The sequence below is a fragment of the Micromonospora sp. URMC 103 genome (assembly GCF_051386435.1).
Taxonomy (GTDB): Bacteria; Actinomycetota; Actinomycetes; order Mycobacteriales; family Micromonosporaceae; genus Micromonospora.
Genome location: NZ_JBPQTR010000005.1, coordinates 1,199,501 through 1,216,443 on the forward strand (window position 1 = coordinate 1,199,501; position 16,943 = coordinate 1,216,443).

Below are 16,943 nucleotides of genomic sequence, written 5' to 3' on the forward strand. Positions count from 1 at the left end.
ACGTACGGCCTCGAACATCGCCCTACGCTCCAAGCAGGTCGTTTCCACCGTCTGCCGCGGGAGCCCGGGTGAGCGTTGAGAAGTTGGTCGTGATCGGCCAGGGGTACGTCGGACTGCCGCTCGCCATGCGTGCCGTCGAGGCGGGCCTGGACGTGGTCGGCCTGGACGTCGACGGTGACCGCGTCAAGCGGCTCTCCTCTGGCGAGTCGTTCGTGGAGGACATCCCGGCCGACCGGCTGGGCCGGGCGCTGGGCAGCGGACGGTACCGGCCGAGCACCGAGTACACCGACGCCGAGGACTTCGACATCTGCGTGATCACCGTGCCGACGCCACTGCGCGACGGCACCCCGGACCTCAGCTACGTGGAGCAGGCGGGCATCGGCATCGGCCCGTACGTGCGGCGGGGCTGCACGGTGATCCTGGAGTCCACCACCTATCCGGGCACCACGGAGGAGCTGCTGCGGCCGCTGCTCGAGTCGGCGAGCGGCCTGCGCAGCCCCGGTGACTTCCACCTGGGCTACAGCCCGGAGCGGATCGACCCGGGGAACCCGGCCTGGCGGCTGGAGAACACCCCGAAGGTGGTCTCCGGCGTGGACGGCGCGTCCCTCGACCGGGTCGACGGGTTCTACCGGCGCATCGTCGAGCGGACGGTGCCGGTCGACTCGACCCGGGTGGCCGAGCTGACGAAGCTCATCGAGAACACGTTCCGCCAGGTCAACATCGCGTTGATCAACGAGCTGACCATGCTCTCCCACCACCTCGACATCGACGTCTGGCAGGCGATCGACGCGGCGGAGACGAAGCCGTTCGGCTTCCTGCCGTTCCGGCCCGGGCCGGGCGTGGGCGGTCACTGCCTGCCGATCGACCCGTGCTACCTGTCCTGGCAGGTCAAGCGTCGCCTGGGCCGCCAGTTCCGCTTCATCGAGCTGGCCAACGACGTCAACCACGAGATGCCGGAGCACGTGGCGCAGCGGGTGATGGCCGGGCTGAACCGCGGGGGCCGGTCCGTCTCCGGCGCCCGCCTGCTGCTGCTGGGGCTCGCGTACAAGAGGAACACCGGCGACATGCGCGACTCCCCCGCCGTCGACGTGGCCCGGCGGTTGCAGGCGCTGGGCGCCGAGATCCGCGCGGTCGAGCCGCACGCCGAGGCGCACCACATTCCCGGCGGGGTGACGGTGGTGGACCTGACCGAGCAGGAGGTCCGCGCGGCGGACGCGGTGGTCGTCGTGACCGACCACGACGCCTTCGACTACGACCTCGTGGCGCGGCACGCCCGCTACGTCTTCGACACCCGTAACCGCTGCTCTGGCCCCGTGGTCGAGCGGCTGTAGGCCCGGCACCGCCGGCCGGTCCCGCCCTGGCGGCGGGACCGGCCGGCGAGGTCGCCGCTCCCCGTCACTGGTCGGCGAGCGCCTCCACCACCGGCCGGGCCAGCGCCCGGCGGGCCGGCAGCACCGAGGCGAGCAGCGCCGCCACCGCCGCGACGCCCAGGATCAGCCCGAGCTGACCGACCGGCAGCACGACGTGGAAGTCGCCGCCGAGACGGGTCAGCATGGCCATCGCCGACGCGCTCACCCCCGCGCCGAGGGCCACCCCGAGCAGCGCGCCGACCACCGCCATGAGCACCGCCTCGACGGCCAGCATGACCCGCATCCGCCCGCGGGTCAGCCCGACCGCGCGCAGGACGGCGTTCTCCCGGGTGCGCTCCAGGACCGAGAGGCTCAGCGTGTTCGCCACGCCGACCAGCGCGATCACCACGGCCAGGCCGAGCAGCCCCGTGACGAGCGCGAGCACCATGTCGACGGTGCCGGTCAGCATCTTCTTGTACGCGGCCTGGTCCATCAGGTTGACCGTGGGATAGCGGGTGAGCACCGACTCGATGGCGGCCCGCGCCCGCCCGGCGTCCACGCCGGCGGCCGGGTCGACCTCCGCCAGGTAGCCACGCTCGGCGGGGAACAGCGCGGTGAAGTCGGCGTCGGTCATGTCGAGGACGTGGCCCTCCGGCACCCCGTCGCCGGGCCCGGGCCGGGTCTCGTCGTCCACCACGGCCGCGACGCGGAACGTCCGGTTCTTGACGGTGACCGGAGCGCCCACGTTCCAGCCGCGCGCCGCGGCCAGGTCCCGGTGCACGAGCACGGTGCCCGGGCCGAAGCGGCCCAGGTCCCCGGCCGTCACGGTGAGCGTCCGGCCGACGAGCGCCGGGTGGGCGGCGCGTACCTCGACCGCGTCGGTGACGGCGGCCCGCTGTTCGTGGACGACGCCGAGTTCCGGCCGGGCCGCCAGCTCCGCGGCGAGCGCCGGGGGCAGGTCCGACCCGATGCCGGTGACCATGAAGTCCACGCCCACCTGGGCGTCCACGCTGCGCTCGATGCCCTCCTTGGTGCTGTGGGCGCCCACGACGAACGCCGACACCAGGCCGATGCCGATCACCAGTGCGGTGCTGGTCGCCGCGATCCGGCGCGGATTGCGGACGGCGTTGGCCACGGCCAGTCCGGCGGTCGCCCCGACCAACCGGCGCAGGGGCCAGCCCACGACCCGCGCCAGCGCGGGGACGAGCACCGGGCCGAAGAGGACGATGCCGAAGAAGGCCAGGATCCCGCCCGCCGCGACCAGGACGATCTGACCGAGGGCCGCCGCGCCGACCAGCGCGGCGATCCCCGCGACGAGGACGAGCGCGCCGGCGGCGAGCCGGAACCGACCGGCCCGCCGGGTGGGTTGCACGGCGGCGTCGGTCAGCGCGGCGACCGGGGCGACGCGCGTGCCGTGCCAGGCCGGCAGCAGTGCCGCGCCGACGGTCAGCACCACGCCGAGCAGCATGCTGACCAGCACGGTTCCCGGTGCGAGCGTGACCTCCCCGCCGATCGGGGCGGTCGTCCGGGACAGCAGCGCACCCATCCCCGCGGCCAGGCCGGCGCCGAGCAGCACGCCGAGGGCGGACGCCACCACCCCGACCACCGCCGACTCGAGCACGGCCGCGAGGAAGACCTGCCGGCGGGTGGCGCCGACCACCCGCAGCAGCGCCGTCCGGCGGGTGCGCTGGGCCAGCACGATCGCGAAGGTGTTCGCGATGACGAAGCCGGCCACCACGACGGCGACCGCGGCGAAGGTGAGCAGCGCCATGGTGAACTGCCGGACGTCGCGTACCCCGTCGGCGACCGCGTCGTCGAGGACCTGCTGGCGGGTCTTCACGGTGGCGCCCGGGCCGGCGACCGCGGCGAGGCCGCTGGCCAGTGCCTCCTCGTCCGTCCCGGGACGGGCAGCCACCATGATCCGTCCGTAGCCCTGCATGCCGGTCACGGCGAGCGCGTCCGGGCCGACCAGGCCGATGAACGGCCCGCCGACGTCGCGGGTGGTGCGGGCCACGTCGACCGTGCCGACGAGGGTGTACGGGCGGGCCGCGCCACCGCTGCCGCCGATGCGTACCGGCGCGCCGATGGGGAAGCCCTCCCGCGCCACCGTCGGCGCGTCGAGCACGACCTCGCCGGGGCGGTCCGGCAGGCGGCCGGCCGCCACGTCGTACGAGCGCAGGGCCGGGTCGGTGGGGATGGCGGCGAGGACGGCGTAGCCGAGCACGGGCCGGCCGTCGGAGCCGACGATCCCGCCGGTGCCGATCAGTTCGCCCTCGGCGGCGGCCACCCCGTCGACCGCGCGGATCCGGTCGACCAGGGCGGCGGGAAGGTGTTCCTTCTCCGCGTACACGGCGGCGTCGGTGTGCCGGTCGAAGGTGCCGGCCCGGTCGTACGCGCCGGCGGTCATGGCGTCGTTGAGGATCAGCGTCCCGGCGACGAACGCGACACCGAGGACCACGGCGAGCGCGGAGAGCAGCATTCGCAGCGCCTCGGCGCGCAGCGAGCGGAGGGTGAGTTTCAGCATGCCGCTCACCGTCCCGGCGCCGCGCCGGCTCGCGTACGGCCGGCGCCGGCGTCGAGGCCGGCGAGCGCGTCGAGCACCTGCTCGGCGGTGGGCGCCGTGATGTCGAGGACCGGCCGCCCGTCGGCGAGCAGGACCGCCCGGTCGGCGTGCGCGGCGGCGACCGGGTCGTGCGTCACCATGATCACGCTCTGGCCGAGGGTGTCGACCGCCTCCCGCAGCAGGCGCAGCACCTCGGCGCCGGACCGGGAGTCGAGGTTGCCGGTCGGTTCGTCGGCGAAGATCACCCACGGGCGGGTGATGAGGGCACGCGCGAACGCGACGCGCTGCTGCTGGCCGCCGGAGAGCTCGGCGGGCCGGTGCCGCAGGCGGTCGCCGAGCCCCACGGCGGCCACCACCTGTCGCAGCCAGGCGGGGTCGGGTCGCCGGCCGGCGATGGCCAGCGGGAGGACGATGTTCTCCTCGGCGGTCAGCGCGGGCAGCAGGTTGAACTTCTGGAAGACGAAGCCGACGCGGTCGCGGCGCAGCAGGGTGAGCCGGCGGTCGTCGAGCCGGCCCAGCTCGGCGTCACCGATGCGGACCGAGCCGGCGCTCGGCCGGTCCAGGCCGGCGAGGCAGTGCAGCAGGGTGGACTTCCCCGAGCCGGACGGGCCCATGATGGCCGTGAACCGGCCGGCCGCGAAGTCCAGGTCGACGGCGTCGAGGGCGACGACGGCGGCCGGGCCGCTGCCGTACTGCTTGCGGAGACCTCGGGCGCTGACCGCGACGCCACCGTGCGTGGCGGACGCGCCGTCCGGGACGGGCGCGGAAGGTGGAAAGGGCACGTGCTGCTCCCCGTGGAGACGGACGATCTGACGTCTCCGACGCTATGGGCGGAACCGCCCTGTCGATCTCCACCTGGGCGCTCGACCCCGGTACGCCCCAGGTCGCCCCTGACCGGCCCCACCCGTACGACTCAGGTCGTACCCGGGACGACGAGGCCGCTCTCGTACGCCAGCACCACGGCCTGCACCCGGTCGCGGAGCCGGAGCTTGGCCAGGATCCGCCCCACGTGGGTCTTCACGGTCGCCTCCGCGACGTGCACCCGGGCGGCGATCTCCGCGTTGGACAGGCCCTGCGCCACCAGCAGCAGGATCTCCCGTTCCCGCTCGGTGAGCTGGGCCAGCCGCGGGTCCTCGGTGGGGCCGGGGCCGAGGTGGCCCGCGAACCGGTCGAGCAGCCGCCGGGTGATGGAGGGGGCGACCACCGAGTCGCCCTGGGCCACCACCCGGATCGCGGCGAGCAGTTCCTCCGGCGGCACGTTCTTGAGCAGGAAGCCGCTCGCCCCGGCCTGCAACGCGGCGAAGGCGTCGGCCTCGGTGTCGAACGTGGTGAGCACGAGGACCCGCGGCGGGCCGGCGGGCCGGCCGGCGCAGAGCCGGCGGGTCGCCTCGACCCCGTCCATCGTCGGCATCCGGATGTCCATCACCACCACGTCGGCCTCGACGCGGGCCAGCACCCGCAGCGCGTCCGCGCCGTCGATCGCCTCGCCGACGACCTCCAGGTCCGGCTGCGATTCGAGCACCATGCGGAACCCGGCGCGGACCAGCGCCTGGTCGTCGACGATCACCACCCGCACGGTCATGCCGCGATCACCTCCGTCGTCGCGGTGCCCGACGGCAGCGGCAGCCGCGCCTCCACCTGCCAGCCGCCGGCGAGCCGTGCCCCGGCCGTGAGCGTGCCGTCGTACACCCCGACGCGTTCGCGCATGCCGACCAGGCCGTGGCCCCCGGTCGGCGCGGAGCCGACGACCGGCCGGCCGCGACCGTCGTCGGTCACCCGGACCACGACGGCGTCGGCCGCGTACTCGAGGGTCAGCTCCACCGCGGCGCCCACGCCGGCGTGCTTGAGCGCGTTGGTCAACGCCTCCTGCGTCACCCGGTAGACGGTCAGTTCCAGCCCGGGTGGCAGCGGCGCCGCCTGACCCGTGACGGTGTGCCGCACCCGCAGGCCGGCGGCGCGGAACCGGTCGAGCAGGGTGGGGAGCTCGGTGAGCGCGAGCCGCCGCCGCTCCGGGTCGTCGCCGGCCGCCGGCCCGGCGCCGTCCGGTACGGCCGCGGGTGCCGGCGCGGGCGCCGTCTCGGGCCGGCTCGGCTCCCGCAGGACGTCGACCAGCCGGCGCATCTCCTCCAGCGCCTGCCGCCCGGTGTCGGCCACCACCTTCACGGCCTGGCGCGCCGTCTCCGGGTCGCGGTCGAGCATGTAGCGGGCGCCGTCCGCCTGCACGATCATGACGGCCATGCTGTGTGCCACCACGTCGTGCAGCTCACGGGCGATGCGGGTGCGTTCGCTCGCCACGGCGGCGCGCGCCTCGGCCTCCCGCTCCCGTTCCAGCGTGGTGGCCCGTTCCTCGAGGCTCAGCACGTAGAGCCGGCGGGTGCGCACGTTCAGGCCGACGAGCCACACCGCGCCGCAGATGAGGCTGAAGGAGATGGCCGTGCCCCACCAGGGGGCCACTCCGTGGGTCTGGAGCGCGGCGAGCACCGCGCCGACGAGCGCGCCGATCCCGGCGAGGACGCCGTAGCGGAGCCGGTCGGCGTACTTGACGACGCTGTAGACGGCGATGAGCACGCCCACGTCGAAGCCGAGCGGGCCCCAGCCGGCGAACACCTGGACGAGGCCCAGCGCCCCGACGACCGCCGCCACGGCCACCGGGTACGAACGGCGGAACAGCAGCGCGACAGCCATCCCCACGCCGACGAGGGTGGCCCTCCAGCCGCCCGGCTGGTTGGCCGCCCCGACGAGGCCGAAGAACAGCACGGCGCCGGAGACGAAGACGTCGAAGGCGACGTGGCGCAGCGGGCGGCCGAGGATCGTGCGGGTCACGGTCACCCAGCGTACGTGCCGGCGGACGGATCGACAGGCGCCGGTCACGTCGGGGCCTTCCGCGACGCGCCGGGCGGCCGGCGTCGGGGTCAGCGGACGTGGAGGTCGCGCATCCGGTCGATCTCCACGGCCTGCTCGGTGGCCACCGAGTTGGCGAACTCGTTGAGCATCTGGTCGGAGCCGACCTTGAGCAGGTTGGTGGCCATCTCGATGGCGCCCTCGTGGTGCGCGGTCATCATCTGCACGAAGAGCCGGTCGAAGTCGGCGCCGCGGGCCGCCGCCAACTGCCGCATCGCCTCGGGCGACTGCATGCCGCGCATGGTGCCGTGGTCGTGGCCGGCCACCTCGGCGGAGAGGCCGCGGTTCTGGAGCCAGGCGCGCATCATGCCGATCTCCGGGCCCTGGCTGGCCCGGATGCGGTCGGCGACCGCCCGGACGGACGGGTCGGCGGCCCGGTCGGGCGCCAGCTCGGCCATCTCGAGCGCCTGCGAGTGGTGCGGGATCATCATCCGGACGAACCACTCGTCCATCGAGTTGTGCGTCGTGGCGCCGGCCCCGCGGACCTCGCCCGCGTTCTTGGTGGCCGCCGGCTCGCCGGGCCGGCCGGGCACGATGACGGTCACGTCGGTCGGCTCGGGCGTGGCCGGGGTCGCGCTGGCGGCGGGCGCGGCGGCCGGCCGGGCGGTCGTGGCGTCCGACCCGCCACGGGCGCGGAGCACCACCACGACCACCAGCGGCAGGACGATCGCCAGTGTGACGATCGCCAGGACACGCGCGCGCCTGCTGGTCATGAGCCACTCCCTGATATCGAGGTCACCGCGATGCTATCCATTGAGGAACCACATTAGATGTGACCCAGCTCACATCGATGATCCTCAGAGGACGGTAAGGTGTCGACAACCGTCACCCCCTTGCGAAGGGTCCTCGCCGATGTTCAGAACACCCATGCCACGGTTACGGCAGCTACGCATCGTGAGCGTCGCCGCGGCCGGCCTCCTCGTCGCCGGCGTCTTCGTGGCCCCGCCGGGCCACGCCGACGTCGCACCGCAGGCCGCTCCGGCTCCCGCCGCGGCCACGAACACCATTCCCGGCGTCGACGAGATCGTCAGCAGCCCCAACCTGAAGCTCGTCACCAACCTGCCGAAGGTCGCCCCGCTGGACGCCACCAACAGCGACCTCGCCTTCCAGGGCAAGTACGCCTTCGCGGGCAACTACAACGGCTTCGTCGTCTACGACATCTCGCGGCCCAGCTCCCCGAAGGTCGTGTCGCGGGTGCTCTGCCCGGGCTCGCAGAACGACGTCTCCGTCTACGGTGACCTGCTCTTCCTCTCCACGGACTCGCCGCGTAGCGACGAGTCCTGCTCCAGCACGCAGGTGCTGCCCACGGAGACGAAGTGGGAGGGCATGAAGATCTTCGACATCAGCGACAAGGCCAACCCGCGCTACCTCAAGAGCGTGCAGACGGCCTGCGGCTCGCACACGCACACGCTGGTGCCCGCCAAGGACAACAAGTCCGTCTACCTGTACGTCTCGTCGTACGGGCCGCGGGAGACCTACGTCGGCTGCCCGCCGCCGCACGACTCGATCTCCATCATCAAGGTGCCGGTGAAGAAGCCCACCAACGCGGCCGTGGTGGCCACGCCGAACCTCTTCCCGGACGGCGGCTTCCCCGGCAGCGAGACCGGCTCGGCGACGTCCGGCTGCCACGACATCACCGCCTACCCGTCGAAGGACCTGGCGGCCGGCGCGTGCATGGGTGACGGCGTCCTCATGGACATCCGCGACCGGGAGAACCCGCGGATCATCAACCAGGTGCGGGACACGACCAACTTCGCGTTCTGGCACTCGGCCACGTTCAACAACGCCGGCACCAAGGTCGTCTTTACCGACGAGCTGGGCGGCGGCGGCGCGGCGACCTGCAACGACACGGTCGGCCCGAACCGCGGCGCGGACGCCATCTACGACATCACCGGCCGCGGTGACGCCCGGAAGCTGAACTTCCGCAGCTACTACAAGATCCCGCGGACGAACGCGGACACCGAGAACTGCGTGGCGCACAACGGCTCGCTGCTCCCGGTGCTCGGGCGGGACATCATGGTCCAGGCGTGGTACCAGGGCGGCATCTCGGTCTGGGACTTCACCGACTCGGCCAACCCGAAGGAGATCGCCTACTGGGAGCGCGGTCCGATCTCGACCGAGCAGATGGTCAGCGGTGGTAGCTGGTCGGCGTACTACTACAACGGCTACATCTACTCGAACGACATCGCCAAGGGCTTCGACGTCCTGAAGCTCAACGACTGGCGCACCTGGACCGCGGAGCTGACCCGGTACAAGGAGCTCAACGTCCAGACTCAGCCCCGCTACCTGGGCCGGTGACCACCGCGACGCGGTAGTTCACCCACGCACGAAGGCCGGGCCCGGTCCCCTCACCTCGGGGGCCGGGCCCGGCCACGTTCCACACCCGACGGCTCGCGCCGCCGGAGCGCCGGTCAGCCCATCGGCAGCTCGTAGCGCCGCTGCGCGCCGCCGGCGGTCACGAGCCGAACCTCGCCGCTGCGCAGGCCGTACGTCACGGACCAGCGGGTGTGCGCCTGCCGGACGGCGGTCAGCACCCGGTGCGCCGCGGCGGCGTCCAGGACCCCGCCGGTCTCGGTCATGGCCCGGGCGATCAGGTCGTACCGGCGGTCCTCGCGACGCCGGCTCTCCGCGATCCCGGCGACGGGCACGTTCGTGAGCGCCTGCCACGATCCCCGGCCCCGCTCGACGCGCATCTCGCCGTCGACGAACTCGACCACGGCCGAGGCCCCCGTGGCGTCGGCCACCAGGTAGTGCAGCGCCGGCCCGCCGGAGAAGTCGAGGTTGTGCGCCGTGAACACGGCCACCGCCTCGTCGACGGTGGCCGCCCGGTCGAGCACCAGGCGCAGGATGCGCACGGACCCGACGGTGGGCCGGCCCGGTCGCGGCTCGGCCCGGGCGCCGTCGTCGGCCGCGAGGCCCACCGCGAGGCCGCGCTCGTTCATCCCGTCGAAGGGCAGCAGCGGCGCGTTCAGCAGCCGCTGGTCACCGGCCGGGTCGTCGCCGACGCCGAGGTACGACAGGTCCACCAGCGAGATCGACGCGTACCCCTGCGGCGGGTCGGTGCGCAGCACCATGGCGGGGTTGGCGTCCCAGTCGAAGTTGCGGGCGAACAGCGGCCGGTGCCGGTCCCCGGCCGCCACGAAGAGCGAGCAGCCGAACGGGCTCGCCGGGCTCGCGTCCGTGCCGACCGTGGCGTCGTACCGCCCCACGTAGGTCATCTCGTACAGCGGCAGGTCGTCGACCCGGCGCAGGCTGGCCAGGGTCTGGCGTACCTGCGCCGCGTCCTGCCGGGACGCGGTCGGGGTGCCGGTGGGTGCCGCGCCGGGCGGCGGGTTTCCCGACGAGCGGGGAACCGAGCAGGAGGTGAGCGCGAGCAGCAGGGCCACGGTGGCGGCCGGCAGAGTCCTACGCATATCCACAGGACGCTATGCGGGCCCTCCACGGTTGTCCACCGTCGCCCGACGACCACGCCGCCGCCAGCGCACTGCTGCTGACCGGCTGAGCCCGGCTCGCGGGCGCGGAGGCGCGGGCGGTCAGCCGACCGGCATCCGGTCGAGTTGCTCCTCGATCGCCGCCCGGGTCAGCGACGGCCGGCCACCCGGGTGGCCCACCGTCGCGCCGGCCGCGGCCACCGCGTACCGGGCGGCCTGCTCGCGCGGCTCGCCGTCGAGCAGCGCGACGGTGAGCGCCGCCACGAAGGCGTCCCCGGCGCCCGTGGTGTCCACCGTCGGCGTGTCGCTGAGGGGCAGGAACAGCTCGCCGTCCGGCCAGACGAACGCGTTGCCAGCGCCGGCCACCTCGACGGCGACCAGTCCCGGTCCGCGGCGCCGCAGCGCCCGGCCGGCGGCCAGCGCAGCGTCCGGGTCGCGCGGGATCTCCCCGGTGACGATGCCCGCCTCCCGCGCGTCGGCCCGCAGCACGTCGGCCGCCGCGAGCAGCTCGCCGGCGCTCGCCGGGTCGGCCGGCGCCCCGTCGAGCACCACGAGCCGCCCCGCCGCGTGCGCGGTCCGGGCCGCGCGGAGCGCCGCCTCGGCCGGCTGCTGGAGCTGGACGAGCACCGCGCGCGCGGCGCGCAGCGCGGCCTCCGCGTCGGCCACGTCGGCCGCGGTGAGCAGGGTCGCCTCCGGCAGGTCCTCGAGGTAGCGCCAGTGGCCCCGGGCGTCGAGCAGGTCGACGATCAGGCCGGTCCGGGTGCCGGAGCGGCGTACGACCGGGCCGACGTCCACGCCGTCGTCCCGGGCCTGCGCGAGCAGCCGGTCGCCCACCTCGTCGTCGCCCACCACACCGAGCAGGCCGACGCGGGCGCCGAGCTGGGCCACGCCGACCGCCTGGTTCGCGCCCTTGCCGCCGAGCAGCTCCCGCCGGCGGCGCACCGGCGCGCTGTCGCCCGCCTCCGGAACGTCGTCCACCAGCAGCACGAGGTCCCGGGCCACCTGCCCGATCACCAGCACATCAAGGTCCACCATGCCCGGACTGGTACCCCGCACCGGTGCGGCCACGCCACCGCCGGGTCATCCCTCCGACCGGTCGACGGTGAACATGAAGCAGCCGTGGACGACGTTGCGGCTGTGCAGCTGGCGCACGGCCGGGTCGGCGAACAGCTCGGCGATCACCGCCTCCGGGTCGCCGCCGTCGTGCCGCCGGCCACCGTGGATCCGGCCCCGGTGGTCGTACGCCCGGAGGACCTGGGACCGGCCGCGCCACGCGGCCGGGTAGCCGCCGTCCGGGTCGGGGCCGGGGCAGGCGGCCGCGTGCGCGAAGACCGGGCCGATCTCCCGGTACGGTCCGGCGGCCACCGGCGGCGCGTACCCGAACAGCAGCAGCTCCTCCCCCGGCGCCGCGTCCCGCAGGCAGCAGCGCAGCGGCTCACCGCCCTCGGCCGCGAGCTCCTCGACGGGCCTGTCGGCGGCGTCGCGGCCGGTACGGCGGACCAGGTCGAGGGCGGCGGGCAGCAGCGGACGTACGACGAAAGGGATCATGGGCCCAGCGTCGCGCGACGGCGGCGCGGATGCTGGCGGGGATCGGACCTCGCGCCCCGGCGCGGGTGGGCAGCGGCTCAGCCGGGCAGCGGGGCCTCGTCACCGCGGGTCCGGCGCGGGCCCACCAGCCGGCGCACCATCGGCGCCGCGTTCCACGTCGCCGCGCCCACCAGGTCCCGGGCGTGCTCCAGCACGGTGTAGTCGGGGCGGGCCAGCCCGTCCGCGATGGCCCGGTCCAGGTCGTTGCCGCACCGGGTGAGCACGCTGTCGAAGTCGCGCCGCACCGGTTCGAGCAGGTGGTAGCCGAACGAGCGGTGCAGCCGGGCGAAGAACGGCTTGTAGAGCCGGGCCCGCTCGTGCAGCCCCGAGGAGTACGACATCGGGTCCTTCGGCCGCCGGCGCACGTAGTCCGGCAGCGCGTCCGCGAACGCCCGCCGGACGATCCACTTCTCCTGCCCGTCGCGCATCTTCAACTCGAGCGGCAACCGCATGGCCAGCTCGACCACGCTGAGGTCGAGGAAGGGCACCCGGGCCTCGACCCCGTGGTCCATGCTGGTCCGGTCGACCCGCTGCAGCTCCGTCCGGCCCAGGTTCCGGATCTTGTGCAGGAAGAGCCGGCGGGACGCCACGGGCCCGACCTCGTGGTACATCGGGTACCCGCCGAACAGCTCGTCCGAGCCGTCGCCGGTGAGCGCCACCTTCACACCGAGTTGCCGCAGCCGCCGGAACAGCGGCACGGAGACCACGGCGTTGATGATGTCGCCGTACTCGGTGAGCTCGGAGATCCGGATGGCCTCCCGGATGTCGGCCAGCCGGATGTCGCGCGGGCGCAGCTCGACCACCTCGTGCGGCACGCCGAGGTCGGCCGCGACCCGCCGGGCGTACGCGACGTCCGGGCTGCCCGGCACACCCACGGTGACGGCCACGCAGTCCGGGTGCAGCTCGCGTACGTGCCGCAGGACCAGTGAGCTGTCCAGCCCGCCGGACAGGACCACCCCGACCCTCAGGTCGGTGTCGACCCGTACGCGGATGCTGTCCCGGAGCGCGGCACGGACGAGCAGGGCGGCCTCGTCCGGGTCGTCGATCAGGGGCAGTCCCGCGCCGAGGGTGAGCAGGTCCAGGTACGGACGCAGCCGGACGTGGCCGCCGGCATCCGCCCAGCCGTGGTGCCCGGGTGGCACCTCGCCGATCGGCGCGCCGTGGCCCACCAGCGCCTTCACCTCTGAGGCGAGGTGCAGGCAGCCGGGCTTGCGCGTCCAGTAGAGGGGTTTCACACCGAGCGGGTCGCGGGCCAGGTAGACCCGGCCGGTGGCCCGCTCGACCACCGCGAACGCGTACTCGCCGCGCAGCCGGTGGACCGCGTTCGCACCCCAGCGCTCGAACGCGGCGAGCAGCACCTCGGTGTCACTGTCGCCGCGGAACGCGTGACCGAGGGCGGCCAGCTCCGCGCGCAGCTCCCGGTGGTTGTAGACCTCGCCGTTGAAGCAGAGCAGCCAGCGCTCGTCGGCGGAGGTCCACGGCTGCACGGCCCGCTCCCGGTCCACCACGCGTAGCCGCCGGGTGCCGGCCAGCAGCCCGGTCTCGTACCGCGCCTCGGTGACCTCGCCGCGCGGCGCGAGGACGGCGAGCATCCGCCGGAAGATCGCCGGGTCGGCCTCGGGGCCGATGCTCAGCGCGATGCCGCACATCGGCTCAGAGCCCCATCTCGGCTTCGTACGCCCGGCGCAGCCGCTGCCGGGCCGCCGGCGCGAGGCAGAGGTGCCAGGCCTGGCCCTCGTCGACGACGTTCACCTCACCGGCCTCCTGCCGGGCGAGCAGAAGCTCGGCGAGCGTGTCCCGCACGCCGAAGCGGGCGAACCAGGCCATCTCCAGGTCGACGGCGTAGCCGACGCAGTGGCCGCTGGGCAGCATGGCGGCATACCCGAGTCGGCGCAGCCGGTACTGGTGTTCGGTGCTGCGGGTCAGCGACGTGACCCACAGGGGCGGGGTGCCCGGCGGGGTGGCCGCCGCGAACTCCCGGCCGACGTCGTTAAGCAGCGCCACGACCTCCCGGCGGGCGCGGCGGGCGAGCAGGCCCGCGGTGCGCGGGCTCGCGTCGGGACGCAGCCGGCGGCGGGCGGCCTGCCAGCCGCGTCCCAGCAGCCCGGTGGGCTGTTCGCGGTAGCGGAAACGCAGCAGGTCCCGCCGGCGCAGCCACTCGAGGTCGACCAGTTCGGTGCTGCCCTGGACCTGAGTGTCGGTGACGAAGGCCGGCGTGTCCCGCCACCACATCACGTCGATGCGGGAGAGCAGGTAGATCCGCACGAGGGCGGCGAGGTCGCGGGCGGAATTGCGCTCGTGGGGCTGGTACCGGGCCATCTCCAGCAGCAGCGTCTCCCGCGCGCCGAGGAACCCCTGCGGGGTGGCGTCGAGCACGGCGGCGAGCGCCGGCTCGCGGAGGCGCTGGTCGATGAGGATCTGCCGGGCGGCGGTGCTGGGGGCGTCGGCCAGCGCGCCCAGCTCGACGAGAAGATCGGCCACGGCCGCGCGGTACGCCGCGAGGTCCGGCCCGGGGGGCGTGGGCCGGGTCGGCGGGGCGGCGGGCAGGCGACGGGGCGAGGCGGCGGAGGTGACGGGCGGACCGGGCTGGGGCCCGGGGCTTCGGCTGGGCACTCGCATGATCGGTCCTCTCTCCGGTCACGACACCTGGGTCGCTGCCCTGCACACACGGTAATCGGCCGGATCGGGAGGAGCCCGAACAATCCTCCTATCTACCCCCGAATGGCGTCGCTACGGCACGAGCCGCTGCACGTCGGCGTACGACGGCGGTTCGGGGTACGGCCCGGCGTCGGCGGAGCCGGCCCGCAGGGCGTCGACGGTCGCCAGTGCGGCCCCGAGCGCGGCGCGGAACGGCAGCGAGCCGGTGCTGATCCGGGCCACCCCGAGCCGGGCCAGCTCGGCCACGTCCGGCCCGCCGGGCCGGTGCAGCACGTTGAGCGGGGCGTCGACGGCGGCCGCCAGCACGCCGATCGTGGCCGCGTCCGGAACGCCGGGCGCGAAGACGCCGTCCGCGCCGGCGGCCCGGTAGGCGCGGACACGGTCCAGCGCCTGGTCGAGCGGGTCGGGGACGCCGAGCCACCACGCGTCGGTGCGGGCGTTGACGAACAGGTCCGGCGTCACGGCCTTGACCGCCGCCACCGCCGCCGCCGTGGCGGCCGCCGGAGCGAGGCTTCCGTCCGAACGGCCGTCCTCCAGGTTGATCCCGACGACGCCGAGCCCGGCCAGCTCCACGGCGAGCGCGGCCACCGCCGCCGGTTCGTCGCTGAAACCGCCCTCGACGTCCACGGTCAGCAGGACCGGCAGCCGGCACAGCCGCCGGGCCAGCCGCAGCGTCTCGGCGCGGGTCGCGCCCGCGCCGTCCGGAAGGCCGGCCGCCGCGGCGACGCCGAGACTCGTGGTGCCCACGGCCGGAAAGCCGCGGGCGGCGAACGCGGCCGCCGACGCGTGGTCCCACGCGTTGGGCAGCAGCAGCGGCCGGCCGGCGCGGTGCAGCGCGCGGAACGCGGCGCACCGGTCGGCGTGACGTGTCGTCATCGGGCACCTCCGTGAGGTTGAGTGGGTCCGGGTCGCTCCCGGCCCGCTTGTCGCCGCCGTTCTGCCGGTGCCCGGGTCTGACGACGGTCTGGCGGTACGCCACATATGCGGTCTGGCATCGCGACACCCAGCGTGACCATCCCGCTGCCTTGGCGAACACCCCCTTCGCACCTTTGCTCTGCACCCCTATAGGCAACGATTACCCTGCGTCGCCACGCGCCAGTGCTCACTGTGGTTCGACAGGAAGAACCGTGCAGGTCAAGTGGGTGGTGCCTCGGTGGGTGCAGAGCAAAGCGTGGAGGATGGGACCGGTGGGCTCCTCGGCTGCCGTTACGCAGAGTGCCAGCACGCTGCGTCACCGAGCGCGATGGGCGCTCGTGCGAGACGCGCACGCACACCGGGGCCCGAGCGCATCGAGGTCGGGAACAGAGCGCGGCGGGACGTCCGGTCACCGGGGTGCCACCTTCGGTGGAGCGCGTCCCGCTCGTCGGGGTGCCACCTCCAGCCGGGTGGGAACACGCAGCAGCGGATGCGGTTCGTACCGCACGGGATCCGGCGTCCGGCGGCACCGGTCGCGGAGGACGTCGAGCACACCGGTGGCGAGCGCCAGGGCGTGGGCCTGACCCGGGCACGCCCGGGCGCCCGCGCCGAACGTCAGCGCCGGCACGGGCCGCCCGGGCTGGAACGCGTCCGGCTCGGCGAAGACCGCCGGATCCCGGTTGGCGGCGTCGAAGCGCAGCAGCAGCGGGCTGCCCGGCGGCAGCTCGACACCGCCGATGCGGACGACGCCGGCCGTGATCCGGCGGGTGCCGCGTACCGGCGGGTCGAGCCGGAGCACCTCGGCCAGCAGGACGCCGGTGTCGCCCGCCAGCGACGCCTCCGACGGCGGCGCCACCGGCGGGGGCAGGAGGTGGCGGGCGCCCGCGCCGATCAGGCCGGCGGTCGCGTCGCAGGCCTGGACGAGCAGGCCGATCCGGTTGGCCAGCTCCTCGGGCGGCGCCGGCGGGGCCATCGCCACCAGCACCGCCACCGCCCCGTCGGCGCGCCAGACCGTCGCCGCGTCCGCACCGGGTTGGTAGGCCGCGGCGACGGCGGCCACCGCCGCCACGGCGGCCTCCGGGTCGGCCAAGCCGAGCCGGTCGGCGAGCACCCGCACCGGTACGCGCCGCGCCAGCACGGTCGGCACGTCCAGGCGTCCGCCCGCGTCGTCCAGGGCGGCGGCGGTCGCGCCGGCCGCCGCCACGCGCAACTCGTCGCGATCCAGGTACGCGAGGGCGGCGACGCCGGCGGCACGGCGAGCGGCATGGCGCTCCGGCGCGCTGAACCGGCTCACGAGGCCGCGCAGCCAGGCGAGCGTGTACGCGGAGCCCGGGCTGGCGACGGGCACCCGGCAGGCCCGGTCGGCGAGCGCGGCCCGGACGTCCGCGTAGCGCGTGAGTGTCCAGCCGGCGTGCGGGTGCCCACGAGGCGGGCCGCACGGTGGGGTGTCGGGAGCGGGAGCGAGGATCGGCCAGGTCGCGGTCACGCGCCGACACTAGGCGCGAAAGGCTGCGGTCCCCGCCGAAGCGTCACCCCCGT

14 protein-coding genes are annotated in these 16,943 nt (G+C 74.7%); 2 read left to right on the forward strand and 12 right to left on the reverse strand.

Annotation, left to right across the window (positions count from 1 at the left end; all coding sequences use genetic code 11):
• Window positions 1-68: 68 nt before the first annotated feature.
• Window positions 69-1,331 (forward strand): nucleotide sugar dehydrogenase, encoded by a 1,263-nt coding sequence (locus ACSNOA_RS18655; protein WP_436659995.1) that lies wholly within the window; start codon window positions 69-71, stop codon window positions 1,329-1,331.
• Between the two features lie 64 nt (window positions 1,332-1,395).
• Here ACSNOA_RS18655 and ACSNOA_RS18660 read toward each other — a convergent pair whose 3' ends face one another.
• The 5 genes from ACSNOA_RS18660 to ACSNOA_RS18680 form a co-directional block, all read right to left on the reverse strand.
• Entirely contained in the window at window positions 1,396-3,873 is a 2,478-nt protein-coding gene (locus ACSNOA_RS18660) for an ABC transporter permease (RefSeq protein ID WP_436659996.1), read from the reverse strand.
• 5 nt (window positions 3,874-3,878) lie between these two features.
• Window positions 3,879-4,694, reverse strand: coding sequence for an ABC transporter ATP-binding protein (locus tag ACSNOA_RS18665; protein ID WP_436659997.1), 816 nt, complete (start codon window positions 4,692-4,694; stop codon window positions 3,879-3,881).
• A 131-nt stretch (window positions 4,695-4,825) separates the two neighbouring features.
• Window positions 4,826-5,494: a response regulator gene (locus ACSNOA_RS18670; RefSeq protein WP_436659998.1), complete on the reverse strand. Its 669-nt coding sequence runs from the start codon at window positions 5,492-5,494 to the stop codon at window positions 4,826-4,828.
• Entirely contained in the window at window positions 5,491-6,741 is a 1,251-nt protein-coding gene (locus ACSNOA_RS18675) for a sensor histidine kinase (RefSeq protein ID WP_436659999.1), read from the reverse strand. Before ACSNOA_RS18675 ends, ACSNOA_RS18670 begins: the two co-directional genes overlap by 4 nt.
• Before the next feature lie 83 nt (window positions 6,742-6,824).
• Window positions 6,825-7,526, reverse strand: coding sequence for a DUF305 domain-containing protein (locus ACSNOA_RS18680; RefSeq protein ID WP_436660001.1), 702 nt, complete (start codon window positions 7,524-7,526; stop codon window positions 6,825-6,827).
• 139 nt (window positions 7,527-7,665) lie between these two features.
• On the opposite strand from ACSNOA_RS18680, the gene ACSNOA_RS18685 reads away from it, so the two are divergent.
• Complete coding sequence (locus ACSNOA_RS18685; RefSeq protein WP_436660003.1) at window positions 7,666-9,111, forward strand: LVIVD repeat-containing protein; 1,446 nt, start codon at window positions 7,666-7,668, stop codon at window positions 9,109-9,111.
• Between the two features lie 113 nt (window positions 9,112-9,224).
• Here the strand turns inward: ACSNOA_RS18685 and ACSNOA_RS18690 are convergent, their stop codons facing one another.
• The 7 genes from ACSNOA_RS18690 to ACSNOA_RS18720 all read right to left on the reverse strand — a co-directional run bounded on the left by ACSNOA_RS18690 (window position 9,225) and on the right by ACSNOA_RS18720 (window position 16,890).
• Complete coding sequence (locus tag ACSNOA_RS18690) at window positions 9,225-10,226, reverse strand: linear amide C-N hydrolase (protein WP_436660005.1); 1,002 nt, start codon at window positions 10,224-10,226, stop codon at window positions 9,225-9,227.
• 120 nt (window positions 10,227-10,346) lie between these two features.
• Window positions 10,347-11,279 (reverse strand): PfkB family carbohydrate kinase, encoded by a 933-nt coding sequence (locus tag ACSNOA_RS18695; protein ID WP_436660006.1) that lies wholly within the window; start codon window positions 11,277-11,279, stop codon window positions 10,347-10,349.
• A gap of 45 nt (window positions 11,280-11,324) precedes the next feature.
• Window positions 11,325-11,792 (reverse strand): DUF1203 domain-containing protein, encoded by a 468-nt coding sequence (locus ACSNOA_RS18700; RefSeq protein ID WP_436660007.1) that lies wholly within the window; start codon window positions 11,790-11,792, stop codon window positions 11,325-11,327.
• 77 nt (window positions 11,793-11,869) lie between these two features.
• Window positions 11,870-13,480, reverse strand: coding sequence for an asparagine synthetase B family protein (locus tag ACSNOA_RS18705; RefSeq protein WP_436660009.1), 1,611 nt, complete (start codon window positions 13,478-13,480; stop codon window positions 11,870-11,872).
• 4 nt (window positions 13,481-13,484) lie between these two features.
• Window positions 13,485-14,450, reverse strand: a complete 966-nt coding sequence (locus tag ACSNOA_RS18710) for a DUF5715 family protein (RefSeq protein WP_436660011.1) — start codon at window positions 14,448-14,450, stop codon at window positions 13,485-13,487.
• Between the two features lie 111 nt (window positions 14,451-14,561).
• Window positions 14,562-15,365: an isocitrate lyase/PEP mutase family protein gene (locus ACSNOA_RS18715; RefSeq protein WP_436660013.1), complete on the reverse strand. Its 804-nt coding sequence runs from the start codon at window positions 15,363-15,365 to the stop codon at window positions 14,562-14,564.
• A 448-nt stretch (window positions 15,366-15,813) separates the two neighbouring features.
• Window positions 15,814-16,890: a cytochrome P450 gene (locus ACSNOA_RS18720; protein WP_436660014.1), complete on the reverse strand. Its 1,077-nt coding sequence runs from the start codon at window positions 16,888-16,890 to the stop codon at window positions 15,814-15,816.
• Window positions 16,891-16,943 lie beyond the last annotated feature (53 nt).

Bases quoted from the DNA above. Each gene is read 5' to 3' on its own strand.
- ACSNOA_RS18660 (WP_436659996.1), bottom strand. From the start codon at position 3,873: ATGCTGAAACTCACCCTCCGCTCGCTGCGCGCCGAGGCGCTGCGAATG.
- ACSNOA_RS18670 (WP_436659998.1), bottom strand. From the start codon at position 5,494: ATGACCGTGCGGGTGGTGATCGTCGACGACCAGGCGCTGGTCCGCGCC.
- ACSNOA_RS18680 (WP_436660001.1), bottom strand. From the start codon at position 7,526: ATGACCAGCAGGCGCGCGCGTGTCCTGGCGATCGTCACACTGGCGATC.
- ACSNOA_RS18685 (WP_436660003.1), top strand. From the start codon at position 7,666: ATGTTCAGAACACCCATGCCACGGTTACGGCAGCTACGCATCGTGAGC.
- ACSNOA_RS18690 (WP_436660005.1), bottom strand. From the start codon at position 10,226: ATGCGTAGGACTCTGCCGGCCGCCACCGTGGCCCTGCTGCTCGCGCTC.
- ACSNOA_RS18695 (WP_436660006.1), bottom strand. From the start codon at position 11,279: ATGGTGGACCTTGATGTGCTGGTGATCGGGCAGGTGGCCCGGGACCTC.
- ACSNOA_RS18700 (WP_436660007.1), bottom strand. From the start codon at position 11,792: ATGATCCCTTTCGTCGTACGTCCGCTGCTGCCCGCCGCCCTCGACCTG.
- ACSNOA_RS18705 (WP_436660009.1), bottom strand. From the start codon at position 13,480: ATGTGCGGCATCGCGCTGAGCATCGGCCCCGAGGCCGACCCGGCGATC.
- ACSNOA_RS18710 (WP_436660011.1), bottom strand. From the start codon at position 14,450: ATGCGAGTGCCCAGCCGAAGCCCCGGGCCCCAGCCCGGTCCGCCCGTC.
- ACSNOA_RS18715 (WP_436660013.1), bottom strand. From the start codon at position 15,365: ATGACGACACGTCACGCCGACCGGTGCGCCGCGTTCCGCGCGCTGCAC.